Raw genomic sequence first — 23128 nt, 5'->3', positions numbered from 1 at the left:
CAGCGTAATCCACCAATGATCAATTTGTCATTCTAGAGCTATACAAAATGAAAACAGTTTTGACCGGCATCACCACTACCGGAACACCCCATTTGGGCAATTACGTGGGAGCTATTAAACCCGCCATCAACAGCAGCCGTCGCGGCGACGTAAAACCCTATTTTTTCCTGGCGGATTTTCACGCCCTGATTAAATCCCAGGACCCACAGGCGGTGCAGCAATCCACCCGTGAAATTGCCGCTACCTGGCTGGCGTTGGGGTTGGATACGGATAACGCGGTGTTTTATCGTCAGTCCGATATCCCGGAAATTCCCGAACTCACCTGGCTGCTCACTTGCCAGGCCGCCAAAGGTTTGATGAACCGTGCCCACGCCTACAAAGCGGCGGTGCAGGCCAATGAGGAGTCGGGGGAAGACCCGGATTACGCCATTACCATGGGGCTGTTCAGCTATCCGGTACTGATGGCGGCAGATATCCTTATGTTTAATGCCCACGAAGTGCCCGTCGGCAAAGACCAGATTCAACACGTGGAAATGGCGCGGGATATTGCCGCGCGTTTTAACCACCACTACGGTGAGCACTTTGTATTGCCGGAAGCCAAAGTGGATGACCACGTAGCCGTGCTGCAAGGTCTGGATGGCCGCAAAATGAGCAAGAGCTACGGCAATACCATCCCACTGTTCCTGCCAGAAAAACAGCTGAAGAAACACATCAACAAAATCAAAACCAATTTGTTGGAACCCGGCGAGCCGAAAGACCCGGATACCGCCACCGTGTTCCAGATTTGGCGCGCATTCGCTACTCAAGAGCAAACCGACACCATGCGCAAGGAGTTCGAAAACGGCATTGCCTGGGGTGAGGCGAAAAAGCAGTTGTTCGAGCTGGTTAACGACGAATTAAAAGACGCCCGGGAACGCTACAATGAGTTGCTGGAAAATCCCGGCTATATCGAAGAAGAGCTGAAAAAAGGCGCCGAGAAAGCCCGTGAATACAGCACGCCGTTTTTGCAGAAGCTGCGCGAAGCAGTGGGCATAAGGCCGTTAGGCTGAACGGTTTTGAATCAATAGGCCACAGACGATAAGTAACAAACCGGCGACGGTAGAAAGGTGAATAGTTTCACCGATCACCGTCGCCAACAACACCAACGAAATAAACGGTGAGATAAAAATCAGATTGCTGATACGCGACGTATTCTCCGCCTTTTTCATGGCCATCAGCCACAGCACAAATGTCACTCCCATCTCAAACAGCCCTACATAGCTAACCGCCACCAGTGCTTGCCAGTTGAGATGTGCAAAGCCATCACTAAGACCACAAACAACAGCGGAGAAGGGCAGCGACAGTAAAAAAGCCAGCAGAACGCTCACCACTGGATCGCCGCTGTTGCGAGTATTGATAATCCAGTAGCTGGCCCACAACAAAGTACTCAACAGTGCCAGCATCACACCCAGTGGGTTTTCAAATTTCAGTGCCAGCAGGTTGCCCTGGGTAGCGATTAACACAACGCCAAAATAACCAAGCCCGCAGGCCTGCCAGTCGCGATTGCGAATTTTCTGGCCCAGAAATGGGACGGACAACAGGGTTAATGCAATGGCCCAGGTGTAGTTGAGGGGCTGTGCCTGGGAGGCGGGTAGCAGATCGTAGGATTTAAACAGCACCAGGTAATAAATCAATGGGTTAAGTAAGCCCAACCCCAGATAAAACAGCGGGCGTTGCTTCAGGTGGCTGGGTAACAGGTGAAGTTTGCCTTGCACCATAGATATCACCAGCAGCGCCAATGCAGATACCGCACTGGCATAAAAAACCATTTGCACTGGCGTCAGATAGCTCAGAGTGATTTTGAAGGCGGTCGCTACCGTCGACCACAGCAACACGGCACCGATGGCAAAAAGAAACGCCTGTTTTTGGTTTTTTGTGGTCATTCTAATCAGCGGTCGTCATTGCGAGGAGCCGTAGGCGACGTGGCAATCTCATGATTTCGGAGTGGCTGGCTGGAGATCGCCGCAGTCGCTTTGCTCCTTCGCGATGACAAGTATTTCCTATGAAGTCTGGGAGGCGATGACAGTTGCCATTTTTTTTGTTAACTCTGCCAAATCCGCATCACTAATTACGTAAGGCGGCATGGTATAAATCAATTTGCCAAAGGGCCGTATCCAGATACCGGCTTCTACAAACTTTGGCACAAGGGTTTTCATGTCTACCGGCTGTTTCATTTCCACCACACCAATAGCACCCAACACGCGAACATCCGCTACTGAGGGCATCTCTCGGCAGGGAGCCAAACCGGTTTCAAGCCCATGTTGAATACGCTGGATATTTGCCTGCCAATCGCTTTCCAGCAGCAATTTCAGATTGGCATTGGCGGCAGCGCAGGCTAGGGGGTTGCCCATAAAAGTGGGGCCGTGCGTAAACACGCCGGCTTCGCCCTCGCAGATGCCTTGCGCTACTTTGTCGGTACAGAGGGTGGCGGCCAGGGTCATATAGCCACCGGTAAGGGCTTTGCCGACACAGAGAATGTCTGGCGACATTTCTTTCTCTGATGAGTCTGCCCACTCACAGGCAAACAGCTTTCCAGTGCGGCCAAAACCGGTGGCAATTTCATCGGCAATCAACAACACATTGTATTGATCGCACAGCTCTCTGACCCGCTGTAAATAGAACGGGGAATAAAAACGCATGCCGCCCGTACCTTGAACAACGGGTTCCAGAATTACCGCGGCCAACGATTGATGGTTCGCGGAAATCTGACTGGAAAAATCAGCGATGTATTTTTCATCCCAATCTTCAGAAAAACCGCATTGAGGCGCTTCGCTGAACAATTGTTGCTGCAGGCTGTTGGCAAACAGGTGGTGCATACCGGTGACCGGGTCGCACACCGACATGGCACCGAAGGTGTCACCGTGGTAACCGTTGCGCAGAGAGAGGATTTTACTTTTCTCTGGCTGGCCCTGGGATTGCCAAAACTGAATGGCCATCTTCAGGGCTACTTCCACACTCACCGAGCCGGAGTCTGCCAGAAATATTTTCTGCAATGGTTCCGGGGTGATCTCAACCAGTGTTTGCACCAACCGGGCAGCAGGTTCGTGGCACAGGCCGCCGAACATCACATGGGCCATCTTGCCCAGCTGGGTTTCAACGGCTTTGTTCAATGCAGGGTGGTTGTAGCCGTGCATGGCAGACCACCAGGAGGCCATGCCATCGATCAGCTCCCGTCCATCCGCCAGTTTCAACCGTACACCGCTGGCGCTGGCCACCGGCAGGTTGACGCTGCCCACGGTGGAGTAGGGGTGCCAGGTGTGCTGGCGGTCGATGCGTTCAATTTGTGATGAAGTTAACGATGCCATGGTGTGAAGCTGCCGGAAAAGTGGAAATGGCAATTGTAAGGTAGCCATTGACTGTTCACATTAAAAATGTGCCAAAGGCGGTGCCGGATGCGCCCGGATTTTTGGCCTAAAATAACAACAAGTGGGAGTATATTGTGAAACTATCCTCGATCATTGCTATTTTCCTTGCTACAGCGGTGTTGGCTGGCTGCAACAGCAGCTCCAAACCCAGCGGCAATTTCTCGCAGCCATTTTGGGCAACCTCCAATGAGCAAAGTGCGGCAACCATTGATCACAGCCGCTGGAACCGTTTGCTCAACAAATATGTGGTGGCCAATCACCCGTCAAAGATTAATCGCTTTCGTTATGGAGATGTAAGCGGTGCGGATAAAAAGGCATTGGGCAAGTATATTTCTCAGCTAACTGCCATCGATCCGCGCCAATACCGCAAACCAGAGCAAAAGGCGTACTGGATTAACCTGTACAACGCCTTGGTGGTGCAGCAAATTCTGGCGAATTATCCCATTGCTTCTATCGCGGATATGCAATCTGCCAGCCAGTGGGATAAAAAGCGGATTGTTGTGCAAGGCCAGAAACTCAGCCTGAACGATATTGAGCACCAGATATTGCGCCCCCTGTGGCGTGACCATCGCATTCACTTTGCGCTGGTGGATGGCTCTCTTGGAGCACCTAACCTGCAGCCTCGCGCTTATACTGGCCGTACCGTACGTGCCATGTTGAAACAGGCAGGCAGGGAGTTCCTGAACCACCCCCGTGGCCTGAAGCTGGAAAAAGGCAAAATGCAGGCTTCGCGAGTATTCGCGGACCACTCCTCCGATTTTGCCCAGAACCAGGCAGGCCTGTTGAAACTGTTCGCCTACTACGTGGATGATCGCAAGGCACTCTACCTGTTGGGCTTTCAGGGTGAGATTGAATATCAGCAGGATTTGGCCTTAAACGCGCCCTAAGACGGCAGATGAGAGACGAAAGACGAGAGATGTAAGGGCGGCTTGAGCCGCCCTTGTTGTTTCCGTCTCCCATCTCTCGTCTCCCATCTCCCGTTCCGCTACAATAGCGCCCCCTTTATCAGCCGCTAAATCCCATGCTCAGTACCGATAACCAAGCGCTCGGCCATTCACAAGATAGTCGCAAACAGCGCCTGGAATTCAACAAATTGCAAAAACGCCTGCGCCGTCATGTTGGGGAGGCCATCGCCGACTACAACATGATTGAAGACGGCGACAAGGTGATGGTGTGCCTGTCCGGCGGTAAAGATTCCTACGCCATGCTGGATATTCTGCGGGGGTTGCAGCAGAGCGCGCCGGTGCAGTTTGAGATTGTCGCGGTCAATCTGGATCAGAAGCAGCCGGGCTTCCCCGAACATATCCTGCCGGAGTATCTGGACAGCATCGGTGTGCCTTACACCATCCTGGAGAAAGACACCTACAGTGTGGTGAAGTCTGTTATTCCTGAGGGCAAAACCACCTGTGGACTGTGTTCGCGCTTAAGGCGTGGCACCTTGTATGGCTACGCTCAGGAAATCGGCGCCACCAAAATTGCTCTGGGCCACCATCGCGATGACATCATTGAGACCATGTTCCTCAACATGTTCTACAACGGCAAGCTCAAGGCGATGCCGCCCAAGTTGCTGTCTGACGACAAGCAAAATATTGTGATTCGGCCACTGGCTTACTGCAAAGAGTCGGATTTGATCCGTTACGCCGACGCCAAGGAATTCCCGATTATTCCCTGCAACCTCTGTGGCTCCCAGGAAAACCTGCAGCGCCAGGTGATTAAAGAGATGTTGCACGGCTGGGACAAACAGTTTCCGGGGCGTATCGAAACCATCTTTTCCAGCATCAAAAATGTGGCGCCGTCGCAATTGGCTGATGCTGAATTGTTTGACTTTAAAGGCCTGCAACTGGGCCGGGTAGAAGTGGACGATTCCCTGTTTCAACGCATCGACGTCGTCAACGTCTGAACGAATCCCCGAAAACCATGATCCGCCTGGAAAATATCGAACTGCGCCGCGGCGGCCGCGCCTTGCTGCAAGACAGTTCTGCCACCATTCACCCTGGCCAGCGATTCGGCCTGGTAGGTGCTAACGGCTGCGGTAAATCCACACTGTTTGCCCTGTTGCGGGGCGAATTGGAAGTGGATCAGGGCAGTGTTTCCCTGCCGGCGGAATGGCGCATTGCCGATGTGGCTCAGGAAACCCCGGCACTGGAACAGTCCGTTCTCGCCCATACTCTGGATGCAGACACTCACTATCGCCAGTTGCAACAAGCCATGGCCAGCGCCGAGGGCGAGCAACTGGCGGAGCTGATGCACCAGTTTGAAGCCATGGATGGCTATGCCATGGAAGCTCGTGCTGGCAAGCTGCTCCACGGTCTGGGCTTTTCTGACGCAGACCAAAAGCGCACGGTTGCAAGTTTTTCCGGAGGTTGGAGGATGCGCGTCAACCTTGCCAGAGCGCTGTTGGTTCCGTCCGAATTACTGTTGTTGGACGAACCCACCAACCATCTGGACCTGGATGCCATCTATTGGCTGGAAAGTTGGTTGCAAAACTACCCCGGCACATTGCTGTTGATTTCCCACGATCGGGAATTTCTTGACCGGGTGATTAACGGCATTATTCATGTCGAGCATCAGCAGCTGTTCAGCTACAGCGGCAACTATTCCAGTTTTGAACGCCAGCGCGGCAAGCGTCTGGCGCAACAGCAAGCCATCTTTGAAAAAGAGCAGCGTCAGAAGGCGCACCTGCAAAAGTACATCGACAAATTCCGCTACAAGGCCACCAAAGCCCGCCAGGCCCAGAGCCGTATCAAGGCGCTGGAAAAGCTCACCGCCACGGCACCGCTGTTGGCTGCCAGTGGCTTTGACTTTGAGTTTGCCGAACCGAAGGCGCTCAGTTCGCCGCTGTTATCCTTGGATCAAGTAACAGCGGGCTACGGCGAAAAAGTCATTCTCCAGAAAATTCATTTCAACCTGCAGCCGGGGCACCGAATAGGGTTGTTGGGGCGCAATGGTGCGGGTAAATCTACGCTGATTAAATTACTGGCCGGTGCGTTAGCGCCGCAAAGTGGCGAACTGGTGCGTGGCGCCAATTTGTCGGTAGGGTATTTTGCCCAGCATCAGCTGGAAGCCCTGGATGTCAATGGTTCGCCGTTGCTGCACTTGCAGCGCCTGGCCCCGGATGTCAGAGAACAACAGCTGCGAGATTTTCTCGGTGGCTTCGGCTTCCGCGGTGATAAAGTCAGTGATCCAGTAGGGCCATTTTCCGGCGGCGAAAAAGCGCGCCTGGCGCTGGCACTGCTGGTGTGGCAGCAACCCAACTTATTATTGCTGGATGAGCCCACCAACCACCTGGATCTGGATATGCGCGAAGCCTTGGTATTCGCCATCCAGGCATTTACCGGCGCGATAGTGGTGGTATCTCACGACCGCCATTTGCTCAGTACCGTCGTGGACGAGTTTTATCTGGTGGCTGATGGCAGTGTGGTGCCCTTTGATGGCGACCTGGAAAGCTATCACAAGTTGTTACTCAAGGCAGACAAAAGCTCCGATACAAAACAGGGCGCTGCCGGGCCATCCCTGCAACGCAAAGAGCGCAAACGTCTGGAAGCAGAATTTCGCGCCACTCTCAGCCCTATCAAAAAGGAGATCAACCAACTGGAAAAGCAGTTGGAACAGAATCAGCAGGCACTGGACAAACTGGAACAACAATTGTCTGATCCTGCGCTTTACGAATCTGAAAACGCCAACAAAATGACCGAGCTTTTAAAAGAGCAGGGCACCTTAAAGGCTGCTATGGAAGAAAGTGAAGGGCGCTGGATGGAGTTGCAAGAGTTACTGGAAAGCAAACAAATGGAGTTCAATAAATCGTCATTGCGAGGAGCCGAAGGCGACGCGGCAATCTCCTGATTCATGGGCATATGGCATGAGATCGCCGCGTCACTGCGTTCCTCGCGATGACGAGTGGGCCCAGGTCGAAAAAAACGCCTATACTCATGGCAAAAGAGGAGTTTGCCATGCACCGGATTCGGGTTTACCAGGGCGATATTACCCAGCTTGCTGTAGATGCCATCGTTAATGCCGCCAACAGTGCCTTGAACGGTGGTGGCGGCGTGGATGGCGCCATACATCGAGCTGCAGGCCCTCAATTGATGGAAGCCTGCCTGACACTGAATGGCTGCCCGACCGGGCAAGTAAAAATGACCCACGGTTTTGAATTGCCCGCCCGCTATGTGCTCCATGCGGTTGGGCCCATCTGGCAGGGTGGTGATCACGGCGAAGCCGACTTGTTGGCCAGCTGTTACCGCAATGCCATGACCATGGCCGCTGCGGAGCAATTTCAAAGCATCGCCTTTCCCGCTATCAGTTGCGGAGTGTATCGCTTCCCCCCTGACCAGGCCGTTGATATCGCCGTGCGCGAGACAGTAAAGGCACTGGCCAGCAATGAGAACCTGGAAGATGTGGTATTTTGCTGCTTTGACGAAGCCATGGCAGAACGTTACCGCCAAAAACTGCATGTGCCCCAGGGTGGCAGTGAGGGAGAAGGAAGTGCTTAAAAAAATAAAAAACGAAAACCAGCTGGTGAAAGAAGCGATTCGTGTAGGCATTATTTATGCGGAGAAACGCGGCGTCGCCAAGTTTGAAGCCACCGATTCCGCCCACGATAAAATTGAATACATCTACCGCTTGCTGGTGCACGACAAACTGCTGCAGCCTCTGCCAAAGCAACACGAAGACGAGCGCAATATGAAGCACAAGCTGGCGCTGTGGATATCCCGGCAGCTGCCAGAGGATCATGAGTTGCTGCAATAACGTCAGATGGGAGATGAAAGATGAGAGATGGAAAAGTGGCTCGTCTCTCGTCTCCCATCTCACGTATTCACATTTGCTCCATCACCTCAATACCCAGCAAATCCAGCCCTTTCGCCAGTGTTGTGGCGGTTTGCTTGCACAGCAGCAGGCGGCTGTTGCGGGTCGCTTCATCCACATCGCTGCGCAGTACCGGGCAGTGTTCGTAGAAGCTCATATACTGGCTGGCCAGTTCGTAGAGGTAGTTACAGAGTACGTGGGGATAGGCTTCAACAGCCACTTGCTCAACGGCTTCACCAAACTGCAGCAGTTTTAATGCCAGGGCTTTTTCCTGGGGAGCATTAATTCCAATAGCACCGCTTAACGTTTCAGCGTTGATGCCAGCCTTGCGGAAGATGCTGTTAATGCGAGCGTAAGCGTACTGCAAGTAGGGTGCAGTGTTACCCTCAAAACTGAGCATACTGTCCCAGCTGAAGATGTAATCATTGGTGCGGGTTTTACTGAGGTCGGCGTACTTCACCGCGCCAATACCTACCTTGCGAGCTACTTCCTCACGCAGTTCGGCAAGCATGTCTGGATTCTTTTCTACCACCAGTTTGTCGGCACGTTCTACCGCTTCTACCAACAAATCCGCTAACTTAACAGTGCCCCCAGAGCGAGTTTTAAAGGGTTTGCCATCAGCGCCCATCATGGTGCCAAAAGGGTGGTGCTCAAAACTTACCTGCTCGCTGGCAAATCCCGCTTTGCGGCCAGCGGTAATTACTTGCTTCATGTGAAGGGATTGGCGGGCGTCGATAAACAGCAAAATACGGTCGGCATTGAGCTGGTTGCAGCGGTAATCCAGCGCCGCCAGATCCGTAGTGGCGTACAGATAGCCGCCGCCGGATTTTTGCACAATCATCGGGCTGGGATTGCCGTTCTTGTCCGCCAGCTCTTCCAGAAAAACCACCTTGGCGCCGTCGTCATCCACCGCCAGGCCTTTTTCTTCCAGAGTTTCAATCACACCGGCCAAAGCGTCGTTGTAGGCACTTTCCGGTTTAATGTGGTCGTGGCTGAGGGTGACGTTCAGGGCTCGATAAATTTCTTCGCTGTGTTGCACAGAGATATCGATAAACTGCTGCCACAGAGCCAGACAGTGAGCGTCACCGCTTTGCAGCTTGACCACGTAATCACGAGCTTTCTGGGCAAAGGCTTCGTCGTCATCAAAATGTTTTTTTGACTGCTGGTAAAAACTTTCCAGGTCTTTCAGGGCCAGTTCCGCCTGTTCGCCTTCACCCAGTTGTTCTTCCAGTTCGGCAATCAACATACCAAACTGAGTGCCCCAGTCGCCCATGTGATTTTGGCGAATCACTTTGTGGCCCAAAAACTCCAGAGCGCGCACCACGGCGTCGCCAATAATGGTGCTACGCAGGTGGCCCACGTGCATCTCTTTTGCCAGGTTGGGGGCTGAGTAATCCACCACCACAGTCTGTGGCGTTTGCTCAGCGATACCCAGGCGATCGTCTCCGGACAGAGCGTTCAGCTGATTGCCCAGGAATTCATCGCTCAGATGAATATTGATAAAGCCTGGCCCAGCCAGCTCTACTTTTGACGCTATATCGCTAATGTCCAGCCCATCCAGCACTCGCTGGGCCAACTCGCGCGGGTTAGTTTTAAGGCGCTTGGCAGCAGCCAGCACACCGTTGGCTTGAAAATCGCCAAACTCCGGTTTGGTGCTGCGAGTGATGTTGGCACCGCATTCGGCGGGAATGTCACAGGCTGCCATGGCCGCCTGAATGCGCTGGGAAAGTTGCTGTTTGATGCTCATGCTGTGTGGGAAAGTCGGCCAGTTTGGTGGGTGAAAAAGGCCTGCATTGTAGGGCTTTTCGTTGGCTAAATATAGCGTTAGGAGTTGAGGGACGAGTGGGCTCAAGCGTCTATCGGTCAATGTTCAAAATCAGGAGTGGCCCAAGTCAACTAATGGGCTTGTGTGCCTTTTAAAGGGGTTGTTGTTTTCAAGGTTGAAGATATGGAATACCGAATGATAAAGCGCTGCTTTTGTATGGCTTTTTTGGCCAGTCTGCTTGTTGGCTGCGGCGGGGGCGGTTCCGACCCAGCGCCCATTACACCACCTGTTGCTCCCAACCAGGCACCTGTGGTGTCGATGCAAAGCTCCGGGCTCAGTGTCACCGCAGGGGACGAATTCACCTTAACCGCCAGCGCCAGTGACAGCGATGGGAGAGTGACGGAATATCTGTGGTCCCGCAAATCTGGCCCGGCCATTAACATGGTGTCTGTGAATCAGCCAACCATCAAGTTGACCGCACCGCAGGTCAGCAGAGAGCAAAGTTTGGTGATCCAGTTGGTGGTAAAAGATGACGACGGCGCCAGCAGTCAGGCGGCTGAAGCCACGGTAACAGTGAGGCCACGGGCAACACAGCTGCCGCCACAGGTCGGCTTCGTGCAAAACAACATTAATCTGATAACCGGCAACAGTGCGCAACTGCATCTTTCTGCCAGTGACCCGGACGGCCAAATCGCCAGTTACCAGTGGAAGCAATTGTCCGGTGCTGATCTGGGCGTGGATGAGGCAACCACAGAAAATCTTACTATTACGGCACCGAATGTACCTGTTCACCAGCAGGCGACCCTGGAAGTGACTGTGACGGACAATGATCGACTAACCGCCAGTGCCACTGTGACCATCCATTTGATGCCCCGATTTGCCACCTCTAACCTTCGCGGCCGCAGTGATGGCAAGGGTGTCGATCTGGTGCTGCTGGCAGAGGGTTTTACCGCCAGTGAGCTGGGTGATTTTCGCCGCGCCGCTACAGAGTTTATGAACCACTTTTTGCAGGAAGATACGATCAAGGTTCACGGCAAGATATGGAATGTTCATTTGATTGAATCGGTCTCCGAAGAGCCTGGCAGTGACTTTCCCAATGACGGGGTGTCGGTGAGTACGGTGTTTGATAGCCACTTCCAGTGCAATAACATTGCCCGCCTGATTTGCTTGAATACGGCCAGGGTGGTTGATGTTACTGCGCGCCTGGTGCCTCAGTACGACCAGATTGCGGTAATCGTCAATTCGCCCACCTACGGAGGCAGCGGTGGCCCGGCGGCGACGTTTTCTCTGGCTGATTCAGCCGGTGATATTGCCATTCACGAGCTGGGACATTCCTTTGCCGGGCTGGCGGATGAATATTCCTACGGCTCTACCGACACCAATGTGGTTGAGCCATCTCAGGTCAACGTCACCACCAATACGGATGTGAACACCCTCAAATGGCGCCATTGGATTGATGATCTGTCGGCGGTACCCACCCAACCGGGGCAAACCGGTGTCGGCCTGTTTGAAGGCGCCTATTACCGTGAAAAGGATTATTACCGGCCACTGGATACATCGGTCATGCGGGATCTGGGTTCACCGTTTGGGCCAGTGAATGCAGAGGCCTGGGCATTGAGTGTAAACGCCGTTGCCGCTGGTTTTATCAGTGTGACACCCGGTCAGGAAAACGTCGTTCAGGCTACCGGTAGCACAGCGAGATTCTCTATTGAGACCCTGTTCGATGGCAATTTGTCGACTATCAGCTGGTACATCAACGATCAGTTACAGCCAGATGGTGGTCAACAGATGTTGTCTCTTGATGTTGCCAATCCACCCGCTACCAGCTACACCGTCAGAGTGGTGGTGAAAGATGCCACCGGGCTGATTCGCAAAGACAGCCAAAATGTTTCTGAACACAGCCACACCTGGTCGGTAACCGTTCAATAGGAGATGACAATGAAAAATCGTTACTTGCTGGCAGTCGTGCTTGTTTTGTGTGCACCGGTTAGCCTGGCGCAGACATTGATGGTCAAGGTGGTGGTTGATGGCGAGCAGCACCAGGTAGTGGATGCCTGGCTGTTGGAACAAGACTACCCGCCGAATTTTCAGCGGCCTGGCCAGGGACGGAAAATTGATTACCACCTGATGAATTCCAATCAGCGCATTGAAATCACAGGCCAGGTAGATTACCCGGCTCTGGCCGTTAAGGCCTGCCTGCTGGCGAGTGAAGAAGAACGCCAGAACCTGGCCGAGCGAAATCTGGTGGAGACGAAGGGCACGTACTTTATTCGCATCCCAGGCTATACAGACGATCTTGTCTCACTGCAGCTTTCCTACCCGGATAGCAACAGAGCGGACGAATATGTCAACAGTGACCCCATCCCCCTCAGCCGCTTTCTACAGTGAAATCCAAACAAACCGGGCTTTTTAACAGCCCGGTTTTTGTTTGCCAGTCTGTAGTCAGAGGCCACTAGCAATTTTTAGAAGCACCCTTATTGCCGTAGGGTGGATTAGCCGCAAAGCGGCGTAATCCACCAGCCAGACGTCAATTTTGGCAATTAAATCAGAGAGCGTGGTCACCACTTGGTGGATTACGCTTTCAGCTAATCCACCCTACGGCTCTGTCAAGAACTGTGCTATCCGCAAGTCATTGAAATTTTAAAATTTAGATAAGGCGGCTCTGGACTTTAGTGGAGAGGGGATTGCCAGCGCTCCCCTGTTACCGCTATATTCAAATCCTTTTTCCGCCTATAACGACAATCTATTCCACAAAAGGGGCCACTATGACTGATTCCTTATTGCAGCAAGGAACCAACCTTATGCTGATGGGCATGGGCACGGTATTTGTGTTTCTTGCCATTCTGGTGGTGGCCACCACGGTGATGTCGCGAGTGGTAAACCGATTGTCTCCAGAAGAAGTGGCGCCGGAACCAGAGCCTGTCGTGGCACCTGCGGGGCAAGTGGACAAACGCGTCGTCCAGATTATCCAGGCGGCACTGGATAAGCATCGCGGGCGCCACTAGCCCTCACAGAATTTACCTTTTAAAAGCACTTATAAAAGCACCAACTGAATCACTTTCCGGGGAATAACACGTTATGTCCGAAGCGACTTCTGCAAACAATCCAGTTTCCATTACCGATGTGGTATTGCGTGACTCGCATCAATCCCTGTTCGCCACCCGGCTGCGTATTGACGATATGTTGCCCATTGCCGAAAAGCTGGATCAGGTGGGTTTCTGGTCACTGGAAACCTGGGGCGGAGCGACCTTTGACGCCTGCATTCGCTACTTGGGGGAAGACCCATGGGAGCGCATTCGCGAACTGAAAAAAGCCATGCCTAATACCCCGCAGCAAATGCTGTTCCGGGGGCAGAATATTCTCGGCTACCGCCACTACGCCGATGATGTGGTGGAAAAGTTTGTGGAGCGTTGCGCCGTTAACGGCGTGGATGTGTTCCGGGTGTTCGACGCCATGAACGATATGCGCAACCTGGAAACCGCCCTCAAAGCTGTGAAGAAAGTAGGTATGCACGCCCAAGGTACGCTTTCTTATACCTTGAGCCCGGTTCATACCATCGATACCTGGATGGAAATGGCCAAGCGCATTGAGGACATGGGTGCTGATTCTATTTGCATTAAAGATATGGCCGGGCTGCTGAAGCCTTATACGGGCGAGGAGTTGGTCAAGCGCTTGAAAACAGAAACGGATTTGCGAGTGCACCTGCACGCCCATGCCACCACTGGCCTTTCTACCGCCACCGCCCTGAAGTGCATCGAAGCGGGTATTGATAACGTGGATACCGCTATCTCCTCTATGTCCATGACCTACGGCCACAGCCCCACGGAATCCCTGGTGGCTATGCTGCAAGGTACCGAGCGTGATACCGGATTGGAACTGGGGCCGCTGGAAGACATCGCTGCTTACTTCCGTGAGGTACGGAAAAAATACGCCAAGTTTGAAGGCTCACTGAAAGGGGTAGACTCGCGCATCCTGGTGGCGCAAGTGCCCGGCGGCATGCTCACCAATATGGAAAACCAGCTGCGCGACCAGGGCGCGGAAGACAAGTTTGACGAAGTACTGGCGGAAATCCCCAAAGTGCGGGAAGACCTGGGCTTTATTCCCCTGGTAACTCCCACCTCGCAAATTGTCGGCACCCAGTCGGTGCTTAACGTACTGACCGGTGAGCGCTACAAATCTATCTCCAAAGAAACCCAGGGGGTTCTGAAAGGGGAGTACGGCGCTACCCCGGCGCCGGTAAACAGCGAACTGCAAGCCAAGGTGTTGGATGGCGCTGAGCCAGTGACCTGCCGTCCCGCTGACCTGTTGGAACCGGAGCTGGATAAACTCACGGAAGAAGTGGAAAAACTGACCGCCGAAAAAGGCATTGAAATGGTGGGAGGCGATAACCGTATCGACGACGTACTTACCTACGCCTTGTTCCCGCAAATCGGCCTCAAATTTCTGCAAAACCGCGGCGATGCTTCTGCTTTTGAGCCCGTTCCTACCGGTAAAGATGTACCCACCACCGACAGTGGCGAAGAAATCTACACTGTCACTGTGGAAGGTACGGACTACACGGTGACTGTTAACGCCGGTGGTGATGTCAACGGCATTGTGCCGGTTAGCGGTAGCGGTGGTGCCGATGCTGGCAGTGCGCCTGCCGTCCCAAGTGCCCCAGTAGCTACCGGTGGCGACCCGGTGCCATCGCCGTTAGCGGGCAACATCTTCAAAGTGCTGGTGTCTCCAGGGCAGCAGGTGGCAGAAGGTCAGAACATCATTATTTTGGAAGCCATGAAAATGGAGACCGCGGTATCTGCGCCCAGGGCAGGAACCATTGGCGATGTCAAAGTGGCAGAGGGCGACTCCGTCGCCGTTGGTGCCACTCTGGCCACCATAGCGTAGGGGGTAAAATATGGACTCCCTGCTGAATTTGTGGGCCGACTCCGGCCTGTCCCAACTTTCCGGCGGCCAGTTTGTGATGATTCTGGTGGGCCTGGGTCTGCTGTTTCTGGCCATCAAAAAAGGCTTTGAACCGCTGCTGTTGGTGCCCATCGGTTTTGGTACCGTACTGGTCAATATTCCCGGCGCCGGTTTTGAAGCGGCCCCGGTGTACGACGCTCTGGGTCACCTGGAAAGCCCCGGCGGCTTGATGTACTACATCTACCACGTGGGCATTGAATCCGGCATCTTCCCGCTGATTATCTTTATGGGCGTAGGTGCCATGACCGACTTTGGCCCCATGCTTGCCAACCCCAAAACCCTGTTTTTGGGGGCAGCGGCCCAGTTCGGTATTTTCACAACGGTGATTGGCGCGGTGGCGTTAAGCGCGGCGGGTATTTTTGATTTCAGTATTCAAGATGCGGCTTCCATTGGCATTATCGGCGGTGCCGACGGGCCAACAGCGATTTTTGTTACCAGTAAATTATCGCCAGATTTATTGGGAGCCATCGCGGTAGCGGCCTATTCCTATATGGCACTGGTGCCCATTATCCAGCCACCCATTATGAAAGCGCTCACCACCCCGCAAGAGCGTCAGATCAAAATGGAACAACTGCGTCACGTATCCAAAGCGGAAAAAATTGTCTTCCCGCTGACCCTGTTGGTGCTGGTGGCGTTGTTCTTGCCCAGTGCGGCGCCGTTGTTGGGCATGTTCTGCTTTGGCAACCTGATGAAAGAGTGCGGCGTGGTGGCGCGCCTGAGCGATACCACCCAAAATGCGCTAATCAATATTGTCACTATCTTCCTGGGCCTGGGCGTGGGCTCAAAAATGAGCGCCGACAAATTCCTCAACGGGGAAACCCTCGGCATTCTGGCTCTGGGTATGGTGGCCTTCTGCATCGGCACCGCCTGTGGCGTGCTGATGGCCAAAGCCATGAACAAATTTGGCAAAACCCCCATCAATCCACTGATTGGCTCTGCCGGTGTTTCCGCTGTGCCCATGGCAGCGCGGGTGTCCAACAAGGTGGGCCTGGAAGCTAACCCTCACAACTTCCTGTTGATGCATGCCATGGGGCCGAATGTGGCCGGTGTGATTGGTTCCGCGGTAGCGGCGGGGGTGATGTTGTCGATGGTGGGGTGATACGCCAAAACGCACTGTCTGAACGGGCCTTTTCAGGCCCGTTTTTTATTTGTAGCACTCTACTGTGCTATACAAAGAGTACTAAAAATAAAAGGAGCACATGATGAATCTGGGTGCGTTTTCCGTCAGCTTGGCAGTAAAAGACTTGGAAGCCTCAAAACAATTTTACGAAAAGCTGGGCTTTTCGGTGTTTTGCGGCGAGCCAGAGCAAAATTGGTTAATCCTGAAAAATGGCGATCATATTATTGGCCTGTTCCAGGGAGTGTTTGACAATAATATTCTTACCTTTAACCCCGGCTGGGATCAAGATGCGCAACCCACCGATCAATACACAGATGTGCGCCAATTGCAGCAGAGCTTAAAAGAGCAAGGTGTGGAGATTACTAATCCAGTGGATGAATCCGGTACCGGGCCCGGCAGCTTTATGGTGACAGACCCGGACGGCAATGTGGTGCTGGTTGATCAGCATGTGGGGTAACAATAATCATAAAATTATTGCCAGGATTTATTGAATCTTGTGAGGAGCTCAAATTTTTGTCCAGCTCCAACTGTTTTTGGCTGTTTTAATCTGTTGTGACTAAAAGTTTATTTTTAGTCATTTTTGTTGTTCATAAAATTCTGCAAAAACAAAAATCTTGCACTATTTTTAAAAGCGTCATTAACAAAAATGATCGGTAACAGGGGCACTTCTGCATTCAGCGGTAAGTGTCGGTTAGCCAATTGAGCATCTAAACAGGGTAAAACGGATATTCGTGAATCGGTATTATTCTACTTTTTATTCATTGTAATAGACCAATAGAAATCATCAGTCTATCTTGAAGAGATGTTCCATCTGGAGTTTTACTATATCTTGATGAATCATTTTTAAGTTTTTTGACAGACAGATGGGATTCAATTGAACGAACGCCACCTTCTACTACTATTACGGGTAACTTTACTGTCACAGACCCTTATGGAAACTATCTCACAGGCCAGATGAACGATATTGATCGGTTTGAGGGAAGAAGGGGGATTGCGGTTGCTTTTCCAAAAAGCCGCACATACAACGCCGGAGGTGTTCGAGCAACTGCGCAACAGTTAGCTAATAGAGCGAATGTTCCGACATACTACCAACATGGAGATGAAAGTGGCTGTGTTAATCCTGAATAGATTTTTAAAGTCTAGGCTTTTTAATGTTTTTCTAGGTGTAGTTATTTCCTCACTATTTTGGGGTATTGTTATAAATGAACAAAAAGTTATTAACCGTATAAAGTCTATTGTAGATCGCTTGGATTTGACTGTTTATACGCTAAGAGCATATGAAGAGAAAGAAGCGCATGAGTTTGAGCGCTGGCTTATAGAAAATATGGCTGCTGATTCAAATTTGATTTCCCTTAAAAAAGATCAGCTCGATATGATTTTTATAAATCAAGTTGCGAAAAAATATTATTCTGAAGCTGTTAATGAAAGACCGCAAAGAGTAGAAAAAATTCTTGATGAAAAACTTTCGAAAAATAGGGCCCCTCTATGAGGGGCTGCTTTCGTGCATCATAAAAGGCTGTTTATAAACCCCTCAATCCGATCAAATGCCGGTTCCAAAATCTCCACCGGTTGCGCCAGCGATATCCGCACAAAATTCCGCGTCACTTCACCAAAACCAATGCCGGGCAATACTGATACACCTTGCGCATCCAGCAACCGGTGAGCGAAGTCTTGTCCATCCTCGGCCACTTGGCTGATATCTACCATCACAAACATACCGGCGTCTGGCGTGGGGCAGCTGAGTTTTGGGATAGCGGCTACTCGCTGACAGACGTAATCGCGGCGGGACTGGTATTCGCCACGAATTTCTTCCATATAAGCGGAGTCGTTTTGCAGGGCGTAGGCGGCGGCGTCTTGCACGAACTGGCAGCAGCCAAATACGGTGCTGGCAGAAAAGTTCAGCAAGTGTTTGCTGATGCTTTCCGGTGCCACCGTCCAGCCCATACGCCACCCAGTCATGGCGTGGGACTTGGACAGGCCGTCGATAACGATGATGTTGTCCAGGTGTTCAGCGGCTTTGCGCAATGAGGTGTGGCGCTCTTTGAAGGTGATCATGGAATACACTTCGTCGCTCACCAGCCAGATGTTATTTCGGTAGCTGAAGTCGGCCAGTTCCCGCAGCTCCGCTTCGCTGAGCATATTGCCCGCCGGATTCCCCGGAGTGTTAATAAAAATCACCTTTGTTTTTTCGGTGACGGAGGCTTTGAGCTTTTCCATGTCCAGGGAAAAGTTATCGGCGGCGTTCAGTGGTATGCGCACCTGTTTGGCGCCAATACTGTCGAAAATACCGTGGTAGCCGATGTACATGGGCTCCGCCAGAATCACTTCGTCGCCTTCGTTAAGCAGGGTGCGCATTACCGCGTAAATGGCGTTGGTGGCGCCGGGGAATATCAGTACCTCATCTACGGAGCAGGGGCGTCGGGCGGAACGGTCTTCCACATCGGCGATAATGCGACGCAGGCTGTCTTCACCGCTGCTGGGGGAATAGTGGGTGCGGCCTTCACGGAGGCGATCAATTACATGATTGATAGTGTCCGGGTGGGTATCCAGATCCGGGTCGCCTACAGACAGCAGCAGTACGTCTTCGCCGTTGTCTGCCATGGCGCAGGCTTTATCGTGTACTTCCCAAACTTCACTGGCATCGCCATCCAGGCGCTTGGCGACATTGCTGATTCTTTGTGTGAAAGTGCTGCCTTGTACGCTCATGATTACTGCTCCCCAATAAAGTCTTGTTCACAAATTTCAATCAGTGTGGGCACATTTTGTTGTTGTGCGGCCTGCATCTGTTGCTGCAATTCGTCCAGGTTGTGGGCTTGTTGTGCCGGGCAACCGTAGCCTTTGGCGATGGCAACAAAATCCGGTGTGTGAATATCGCAGGCGATGGGCTCCATGCCTGCGGTTTCAAAGTTCTGGGCGATCATTTCGTAGCGCTGGTTGTTCCATACCAGTATCACTACCGGAATCTGCGCCTCTACGGCGGTGGATAAATCGTTGATGGTGAACTGCAAACCACCGTCGCCAATCAGGCACACCACAGGCAAATTCGGCTGCGCCAACTTGGCGCCAAACGCGGCGGGCAGGGCATAGCCCAGGGTGCCATAGCCGGTGGCGGCACTGGCAAAACGTCGCGTTGCTGGGGCGTCGTATTGAGCGGCGGCAAAGTAGGCGGGCTGGGTGGAATCACCCATCACAATGGCGCCGGGCAAGGCTTGCTGGATGCTGTCGAGAAACACCTGGTAACCGTTGTGATTGAGGGGCGCGAGTTGTTCTTTGACGGCAGCTGTACGGGCAGCGCCATTGCGGCTGCCTTGTTGCAAAAGCGGTAGCAGGGCGTCGATGGCGCTACGGGAGTCAGCGCAAAGTGAAACGTCCGGGCGCACGTTGCGGGTCAGCTGGGTGCTGTCGATATCGATACGCACCAGCTTGGCTTCACCCAAGTGGAATTCGCCGTTAAAGAAAAAGTCGTAATCGGTTTCGCTGAATTCGGTGCCGATGCCAAGGATCACATCCGCGCTTTGGTAAAGATCGCGTACCGGCTGGTAAGAGGGACTGGTATTAACCAGCAGCGGATGATCCGCCGGCAGCAAACCCTTGGCGTTGTGGGTCAGGGTGACCGGGGCATCCAGTGTGTCGGCCAGCTGTTGTACCGCTTCTGCGGCATCTGCGGCACCACCACCCAATGCGAGTACAGGGCGCTGGGCATTGTTTAACAGTTCTGCTGCGGCGGCCAGAGCGTCTTGCGCCGGGGCTGGGCGGCTGGGCAAAGCCCAGGTTTCTACCGCTACCTGATCGGCGTTGGCGGTGATCACATTCAGTGGCAAGGTCAGGTGTACCGGGCCGGGGCGCTGGCTATTGAATATGGCGAAAGCGCGGGCCATGACTTTTGGCAGTTCTTCCGGCCGTGCCAAAGTGTGGCTCCACACCGAGCATTCCGCCATGGCCGCTTGCAGATTGCGAGTTTCGTGCAAACGGCCTTCACCGAGGCCTTTTTCCCAACTGTTGTTGTCCGCTGAAATCACCAACATGGGCACAGAGTCCTGCAGTGCCTGACCCATGGCAGTGGCAATGTTATAGGCGCCGGGGCCGGACACAGTAATGCAGGCTGCTGGCTTGCCGGTTACGCGGGCGTAACCATCGGCCATAAATCCGGCTCCCTGCTCGTGGCGCGGGGTAACGTGGCGGATGCTGGTTTGCGGCAGCCCTCGGTACAGCTCGATGGTGTGAGTGCCGGGAATGCCAAAAGCGGTGTCGATGCCATAAGCCTCAAGATATTTTGCCAATACTTCGCCGCAGGTTGCCATGGGTGCCTCTGTTCGCTGTTCTTTGATGGCGAATACTTTAGCGAAGCGGTGATAGCGGGCAAGCGATTGTTTGTGTTAGGGTCATTCCAAAATATCATGACCAAGCCCACCTTAGCCCAGCCGCAGGAGAGCCTTTATGAGGCGACGTATCCCCAGCCTGATTTCCCTGGAGTGTTTCGAATCCGCTGCTCGCCACCTCAGCTTTACCCAGGCTGGTGTCGAGCTGTGCCTGACCCAAAGTGCGGTAAGTCGCCAGATAAAAAATCTGGAGCAATTTCTAGGTATGCAATTGTTTGTGCGCAGCAAACAGGGTGTGACCCTGAGCGCCGAAGGAGCAAGCTACGCTGTGGCTTTGAAGCCGCTGCTGGATCAGCTGGAAGCCACCACCGCAGATGCCGCTAGTGGCTGCGTTCGCCCATTGTTGCTGGCGGCGGAACCGGCGCTGGTCAGCCGCTGGTTGCTGCCGCGCATGGGGCAGGGCAGGGACAAAGGCGGTGTGCCGCCGGTGGAATTCGAGTTGGATACGGATATGGGCCGCATCTACGGTGCAGCGCGAGATTACGATCTGGCCATTTTATTTGGCAGTGGCAATTGGCCCGGCCTGGAATGTCAGTTGTTGATGGCGGAGACTTTGCTGGCGGTATGTAGCCCGGATTTGCTTGTCAAAAACGGTGGCGAGCCATTGGTCAAGCGGGAAGGTATCGCTCAAATGCCACTGCTGCATCAAACCGGTGAACTGTCATCATCTCACCTTTGGCTGCAGCATGCCGGCATAAGTGCCGCTCAGATTGGGCAGTTGCCGGGCCCGCGGCTGGAGTATTTCCAGCTGCTGTTGGAAGCGGCACTGCAGGGTTTGGGTGTGGCTATCATGCCTTGGTATTTTGTTCGCGATGAGCTGGCGGATGGGCGTCTGGTTCGGGCTTGCGAACAGGATTTGCAATGTGACCAGGCATATTATCTGGCGGTACCAGAAGGAAAATCCGGACGACAATCCATACAACAGTTACGCCAATGGCTGACAGCACCGGTATAATGGCGGCCTTTTTACAGCCGTCGACGTTATTTTATTTATGTCCATTCAGCAACAGATCGAAGAAAAATTGCAGCGGGAATTCAGCCCCAGCCACCTGCAGGTGATTAACGAGAGTCATATGCACTCGGTGCCCGCCAATTCGGAAACCCATTTTAAAGTGGTGATGGCCACAGAGAACTTTACCGGCAAACGCCAGGTGCAGCGCCATCAGGCGGTATACCGGACTCTCAGTGAAGAACTGGCCGGGGAGGTGCACGCTCTGGCATTGCATACCTATAGCCCGGAAGAGTGGGGGGAAGTCAGTGAGGCGCCGGCATCTCCCAATTGTATGGGAGGCAGTAAAGGTGGTTGATGAAACGGTGAGTGATAATAAAGGTAAAGCCCAGCCTCAGTTCGAAGATTTTGGCCTTCACGGGCGCCTGCTTGAGACAGTTGGCAAAGAGGGCTTCAGCGAACCCACAGCGGTACAGGCTCAAGTGATTCCTGCAGCCTTACAAGGGCAGGATCTGTTGGTAACCGCAGAAACCGGCAGTGGCAAAAGTGCGGCTTTTTTGCTGCCCATGTTGCAGCGTTTTCTGCAAGCTGATGCCCCCAAAAGCGGCACCCGGGCACTGGTGCTGGCCCCCACTCGCGAGTTGGCGCGACAGGTGTTGGCGCACTGTATCAAGCTAAAAAAAATGACCCACCTGAAAGCGGATGTGATTACCGGCGGTCAGGAGTTTCGCTTTCAAAAAGCCATGCTGCGCAAAAACCCGGAGATTATTGTCGCCACGCCTGGGCGCATTTTGGAACATTTGGAAAAAGGCTCAGCAGACTTTTCCGATCTGGAAGTGCTGGTGTTGGACGAAGCCGACCGCATGCTGGATATGGGTTTTAGTGAAGACGTGCTGACCATTGCCAAGGCTTGCAACCTGCAGCGCCAAACGCTGTTGCTGTCGGCCACCTTGAAACATCGCGGTATTCGCAAGGTGGCAGATGCGGTGCTCAACAACCCGCAAACCATTGCAGTGAACAGTGTTCGCTCCCGTCACAGCAGTATTCAGCAGCAAATTGTGTTGGCGGACGATGTTGAGCACAAACAAAAGCTGTTGCTCAAACTGCTGCAGCAAGAAAGCGCGCAAAAAACCGTAGTGTTTACCAACACCATAGCTGGGGCGGAAAAACTGGTTGGCTGGCTTTACAACAGTGAATTGCGCGCCGGTATTTTGCACGGAGATTTATTGCAGGACGAACGCAATCACGTGATGCAACAGATGCGCCGCGGCCAACTGGATGTACTGGTGGCCACCGATGTAGCGGCTCGCGGCCTGGACGTACAGGGTGTTGGCCTGGTGATTAACTTTGATATGGCCCGCAGCGGTGACGACTATGTGCACCGCATTGGTCGTACCGGTCGTGCCGGCGAGCAGGGCACCGCCATTTCGTTTATTACCTCAACCGAATGGAACCTGATGGCGTCTATCGAACGCTACCTGAAAACTCGCTTTGAACGACTTGTGGTGGCGGGGCTGGAAGGCAAATACAAAGGACCGAAAAAACTCAAGGCTTCCGGCAAGGCCGCTGGCACGAAAAAGAAAAAGCTGGCAAAGAAAACCGCCAAAAACGCCACTCCTAAAAAAGCGGCCAATAAGCGGCGGCCTGGTAAAAAGCCGATTCATGATAGTGGTAAGGAAGAGGGGTTTGCGCCGTTGCGGAGGAAAAAATAAGGTTGCGAGTTACGGGTTTCGCGTTGCGGGCAGA

21 protein-coding genes are annotated in these 23128 nt (G+C 53.1%); 16 read left to right on the top strand and 5 right to left on the bottom strand.

Annotation, left to right across the window (positions count from 1 at the left end):
• Window positions 1-47 precede the first annotated feature (47 nt).
• A complete protein-coding gene (locus QSV34_RS00455) occupies window positions 48-1049 on the top strand; it encodes a tryptophan--tRNA ligase (protein WP_289151029.1) in 1002 nt (333 codons plus the stop codon).
• Here QSV34_RS00455 and QSV34_RS00450 read toward each other — a convergent pair.
• Window positions 1041-1922, bottom strand: a complete 882-nt coding sequence (locus tag QSV34_RS00450; RefSeq protein WP_289151027.1) for a DMT family transporter — start codon at window positions 1920-1922, stop codon at window positions 1041-1043. The genes QSV34_RS00455 and QSV34_RS00450 overlap by 9 nt on opposite strands.
• A 117-nt stretch (window positions 1923-2039) precedes the next feature.
• Window positions 2040-3392 (bottom strand): adenosylmethionine--8-amino-7-oxononanoate transaminase, encoded by a 1353-nt coding sequence (gene bioA, locus QSV34_RS00445; RefSeq protein ID WP_289151025.1) that lies wholly within the window; start codon window positions 3390-3392, stop codon window positions 2040-2042.
• An 86-nt stretch (window positions 3393-3478) separates the two neighbouring features.
• On the opposite strand from bioA, the gene QSV34_RS00440 reads away from it, so the two are divergent.
• The 5 genes from QSV34_RS00440 (at window position 3479) to QSV34_RS00420 (ending at window position 8150) form a co-directional block, all read left to right on the top strand.
• A complete protein-coding gene (locus QSV34_RS00440; RefSeq protein WP_289151023.1) occupies window positions 3479-4291 on the top strand; it encodes a DUF547 domain-containing protein in 813 nt (270 codons plus the stop codon).
• A 134-nt stretch (window positions 4292-4425) separates the two neighbouring features.
• Window positions 4426-5304, top strand: a complete 879-nt coding sequence (gene ttcA / locus QSV34_RS00435; protein ID WP_289151022.1) for a tRNA 2-thiocytidine(32) synthetase TtcA — start codon at window positions 4426-4428, stop codon at window positions 5302-5304.
• A 17-nt stretch (window positions 5305-5321) separates the two neighbouring features.
• The gene (locus QSV34_RS00430) at window positions 5322-7247 is read left to right on the top strand and encodes an ATP-binding cassette domain-containing protein (RefSeq protein WP_289151020.1); all 1926 of its coding nucleotides are present in this window, start codon (window positions 5322-5324) and stop codon (window positions 7245-7247) included.
• A 107-nt stretch (window positions 7248-7354) separates the two neighbouring features.
• Complete coding sequence (locus QSV34_RS00425; RefSeq protein WP_289151018.1) at window positions 7355-7894, top strand: O-acetyl-ADP-ribose deacetylase; 540 nt, start codon at window positions 7355-7357, stop codon at window positions 7892-7894.
• Window positions 7887-8150 (top strand): DUF5062 family protein, encoded by a 264-nt coding sequence (locus QSV34_RS00420; protein ID WP_289151016.1) that lies wholly within the window; start codon window positions 7887-7889, stop codon window positions 8148-8150. The genes QSV34_RS00425 and QSV34_RS00420 overlap by 8 nt, the downstream gene beginning before the upstream one ends.
• Before the next feature lie 67 nt (window positions 8151-8217).
• Here QSV34_RS00420 and argS read toward each other — a convergent pair whose 3' ends face one another.
• Window positions 8218-9954 (bottom strand): arginine--tRNA ligase, encoded by a 1737-nt coding sequence (gene argS, locus QSV34_RS00415; RefSeq protein WP_289151013.1) that lies wholly within the window; start codon window positions 9952-9954, stop codon window positions 8218-8220.
• A gap of 213 nt (window positions 9955-10167) precedes the next feature.
• On the opposite strand from argS, the gene QSV34_RS00410 reads away from it, so the two are divergent.
• The 7 genes from QSV34_RS00410 to QSV34_RS00380 all read left to right on the top strand — a co-directional run bounded on the left by QSV34_RS00410 (window position 10168) and on the right by QSV34_RS00380 (window position 17543).
• On the top strand, window positions 10168-11901 hold the full coding sequence (locus tag QSV34_RS00410; RefSeq protein WP_289151011.1) for a M64 family metallopeptidase: 1734 nt from the start codon (window positions 10168-10170) through the stop codon (window positions 11899-11901).
• A gap of 9 nt (window positions 11902-11910) precedes the next feature.
• Window positions 11911-12360 (top strand): hypothetical protein, encoded by a 450-nt coding sequence (locus QSV34_RS00405; RefSeq protein WP_289151010.1) that lies wholly within the window; start codon window positions 11911-11913, stop codon window positions 12358-12360.
• A 377-nt stretch (window positions 12361-12737) separates the two neighbouring features.
• Window positions 12738-12977 carry an OadG family protein gene (locus tag QSV34_RS00400; RefSeq protein WP_289151008.1) on the top strand — a complete coding sequence of 80 codons (240 nt, stop codon included), beginning with the start codon at window positions 12738-12740 and terminating at the stop codon, window positions 12975-12977.
• A 73-nt stretch (window positions 12978-13050) separates the two neighbouring features.
• Window positions 13051-14856 carry a sodium-extruding oxaloacetate decarboxylase subunit alpha gene (gene oadA / locus QSV34_RS00395; protein ID WP_289151006.1) on the top strand — a complete coding sequence of 602 codons (1806 nt, stop codon included), beginning with the start codon at window positions 13051-13053 and terminating at the stop codon, window positions 14854-14856.
• Window positions 14857-14866: 10 nt separating this feature from the next.
• Window positions 14867-16033 (top strand): sodium ion-translocating decarboxylase subunit beta, encoded by a 1167-nt coding sequence (locus QSV34_RS00390; protein WP_289151004.1) that lies wholly within the window; start codon window positions 14867-14869, stop codon window positions 16031-16033.
• Between the two features lie 100 nt (window positions 16034-16133).
• Window positions 16134-16511, top strand: a complete 378-nt coding sequence (locus QSV34_RS00385) for a VOC family protein (RefSeq protein WP_289151002.1) — start codon at window positions 16134-16136, stop codon at window positions 16509-16511.
• A 648-nt stretch (window positions 16512-17159) separates the two neighbouring features.
• Entirely contained in the window at window positions 17160-17543 is a 384-nt protein-coding gene (locus tag QSV34_RS00380) for a hypothetical protein (protein WP_289151000.1), read from the top strand.
• 17 nt (window positions 17544-17560) lie between these two features.
• On the opposite strand, the gene QSV34_RS00375 is transcribed toward QSV34_RS00380, so the two are convergent.
• Window positions 17561-18760, bottom strand: coding sequence for a pyridoxal phosphate-dependent aminotransferase (locus QSV34_RS00375; RefSeq protein ID WP_289150999.1), 1200 nt, complete (start codon window positions 18758-18760; stop codon window positions 17561-17563).
• A 2-nt stretch (window positions 18761-18762) separates the two neighbouring features.
• Window positions 18763-20355: a 5-guanidino-2-oxopentanoate decarboxylase gene (locus QSV34_RS00370; protein WP_289150997.1), complete on the bottom strand. Its 1593-nt coding sequence runs from the start codon at window positions 20353-20355 to the stop codon at window positions 18763-18765.
• Between the two features lie 136 nt (window positions 20356-20491).
• Here QSV34_RS00370 and QSV34_RS00365 point away from each other — a divergent pair, with 136 nt between their 5' ends.
• The 3 genes from QSV34_RS00365 to QSV34_RS00355 are packed head-to-tail and all read left to right on the top strand — an operon-like array spanning window position 20492 to window position 23094.
• A complete protein-coding gene (locus QSV34_RS00365) occupies window positions 20492-21388 on the top strand; it encodes a LysR substrate-binding domain-containing protein (protein WP_289150995.1) in 897 nt (298 codons plus the stop codon).
• Window positions 21389-21425: 37 nt separating this feature from the next.
• The gene (locus QSV34_RS00360; protein WP_289150993.1) at window positions 21426-21740 is read left to right on the top strand and encodes a BolA family protein; all 315 of its coding nucleotides are present in this window, start codon (window positions 21426-21428) and stop codon (window positions 21738-21740) included.
• A 7-nt stretch (window positions 21741-21747) separates the two neighbouring features.
• Window positions 21748-23094, top strand: coding sequence for a DEAD/DEAH box helicase (locus QSV34_RS00355; RefSeq protein WP_289150991.1), 1347 nt, complete (start codon window positions 21748-21750; stop codon window positions 23092-23094).
• Window positions 23095-23128 lie beyond the last annotated feature (34 nt).

It is taken from the genome of Porticoccus sp. W117 (genome assembly GCF_030341905.1).
Taxonomy (GTDB): domain Bacteria; phylum Pseudomonadota; class Gammaproteobacteria; order Pseudomonadales; family Porticoccaceae; genus SCSIO-12696.
The sequence above is the reverse complement of the archived record's forward strand: the minus strand, read 5'-3'. Positions and strand labels throughout refer to the sequence as shown.

Excerpts from the sequence above, each read along its gene's own strand:
- QSV34_RS00385 (WP_289151002.1), top strand. The coding sequence starts at position 16,134 with ATGATGAATCTGGGTGCGTTTTCCGTCAGCTTGGCAGTAAAAGACTTG.
- QSV34_RS00365 (WP_289150995.1), top strand. The coding sequence starts at position 20,492 with ATGAGGCGACGTATCCCCAGCCTGATTTCCCTGGAGTGTTTCGAATCC.
- QSV34_RS00430 (WP_289151020.1), top strand. The coding sequence starts at position 5,322 with ATGATCCGCCTGGAAAATATCGAACTGCGCCGCGGCGGCCGCGCCTTG.
- QSV34_RS00425 (WP_289151018.1), top strand. The coding sequence starts at position 7,355 with ATGCACCGGATTCGGGTTTACCAGGGCGATATTACCCAGCTTGCTGTA.
- QSV34_RS00360 (WP_289150993.1), top strand. The coding sequence starts at position 21,426 with ATGTCCATTCAGCAACAGATCGAAGAAAAATTGCAGCGGGAATTCAGC.
- QSV34_RS00370 (WP_289150997.1), bottom strand. The coding sequence starts at position 20,355 with ATGGCAACCTGCGGCGAAGTATTGGCAAAATATCTTGAGGCTTATGGC.
- QSV34_RS00405 (WP_289151010.1), top strand. The coding sequence starts at position 11,911 with ATGAAAAATCGTTACTTGCTGGCAGTCGTGCTTGTTTTGTGTGCACCG.
- QSV34_RS00375 (WP_289150999.1), bottom strand. The coding sequence starts at position 18,760 with ATGAGCGTACAAGGCAGCACTTTCACACAAAGAATCAGCAATGTCGCC.
- QSV34_RS00410 (WP_289151011.1), top strand. The coding sequence starts at position 10,168 with ATGATAAAGCGCTGCTTTTGTATGGCTTTTTTGGCCAGTCTGCTTGTT.
- bioA (WP_289151025.1), bottom strand. The coding sequence starts at position 3,392 with ATGGCTACCTTACAATTGCCATTTCCACTTTTCCGGCAGCTTCACACC.
- oadA (WP_289151006.1), top strand. The coding sequence starts at position 13,051 with ATGTCCGAAGCGACTTCTGCAAACAATCCAGTTTCCATTACCGATGTG.
- QSV34_RS00450 (WP_289151027.1), bottom strand. The coding sequence starts at position 1,922 with ATGACCACAAAAAACCAAAAACAGGCGTTTCTTTTTGCCATCGGTGCC.
- QSV34_RS00390 (WP_289151004.1), top strand. The coding sequence starts at position 14,867 with ATGGACTCCCTGCTGAATTTGTGGGCCGACTCCGGCCTGTCCCAACTT.
- QSV34_RS00455 (WP_289151029.1), top strand. The coding sequence starts at position 48 with ATGAAAACAGTTTTGACCGGCATCACCACTACCGGAACACCCCATTTG.
- argS (WP_289151013.1), bottom strand. The coding sequence starts at position 9,954 with ATGAGCATCAAACAGCAACTTTCCCAGCGCATTCAGGCGGCCATGGCA.
- QSV34_RS00400 (WP_289151008.1), top strand. The coding sequence starts at position 12,738 with ATGACTGATTCCTTATTGCAGCAAGGAACCAACCTTATGCTGATGGGC.
- ttcA (WP_289151022.1), top strand. The coding sequence starts at position 4,426 with ATGCTCAGTACCGATAACCAAGCGCTCGGCCATTCACAAGATAGTCGC.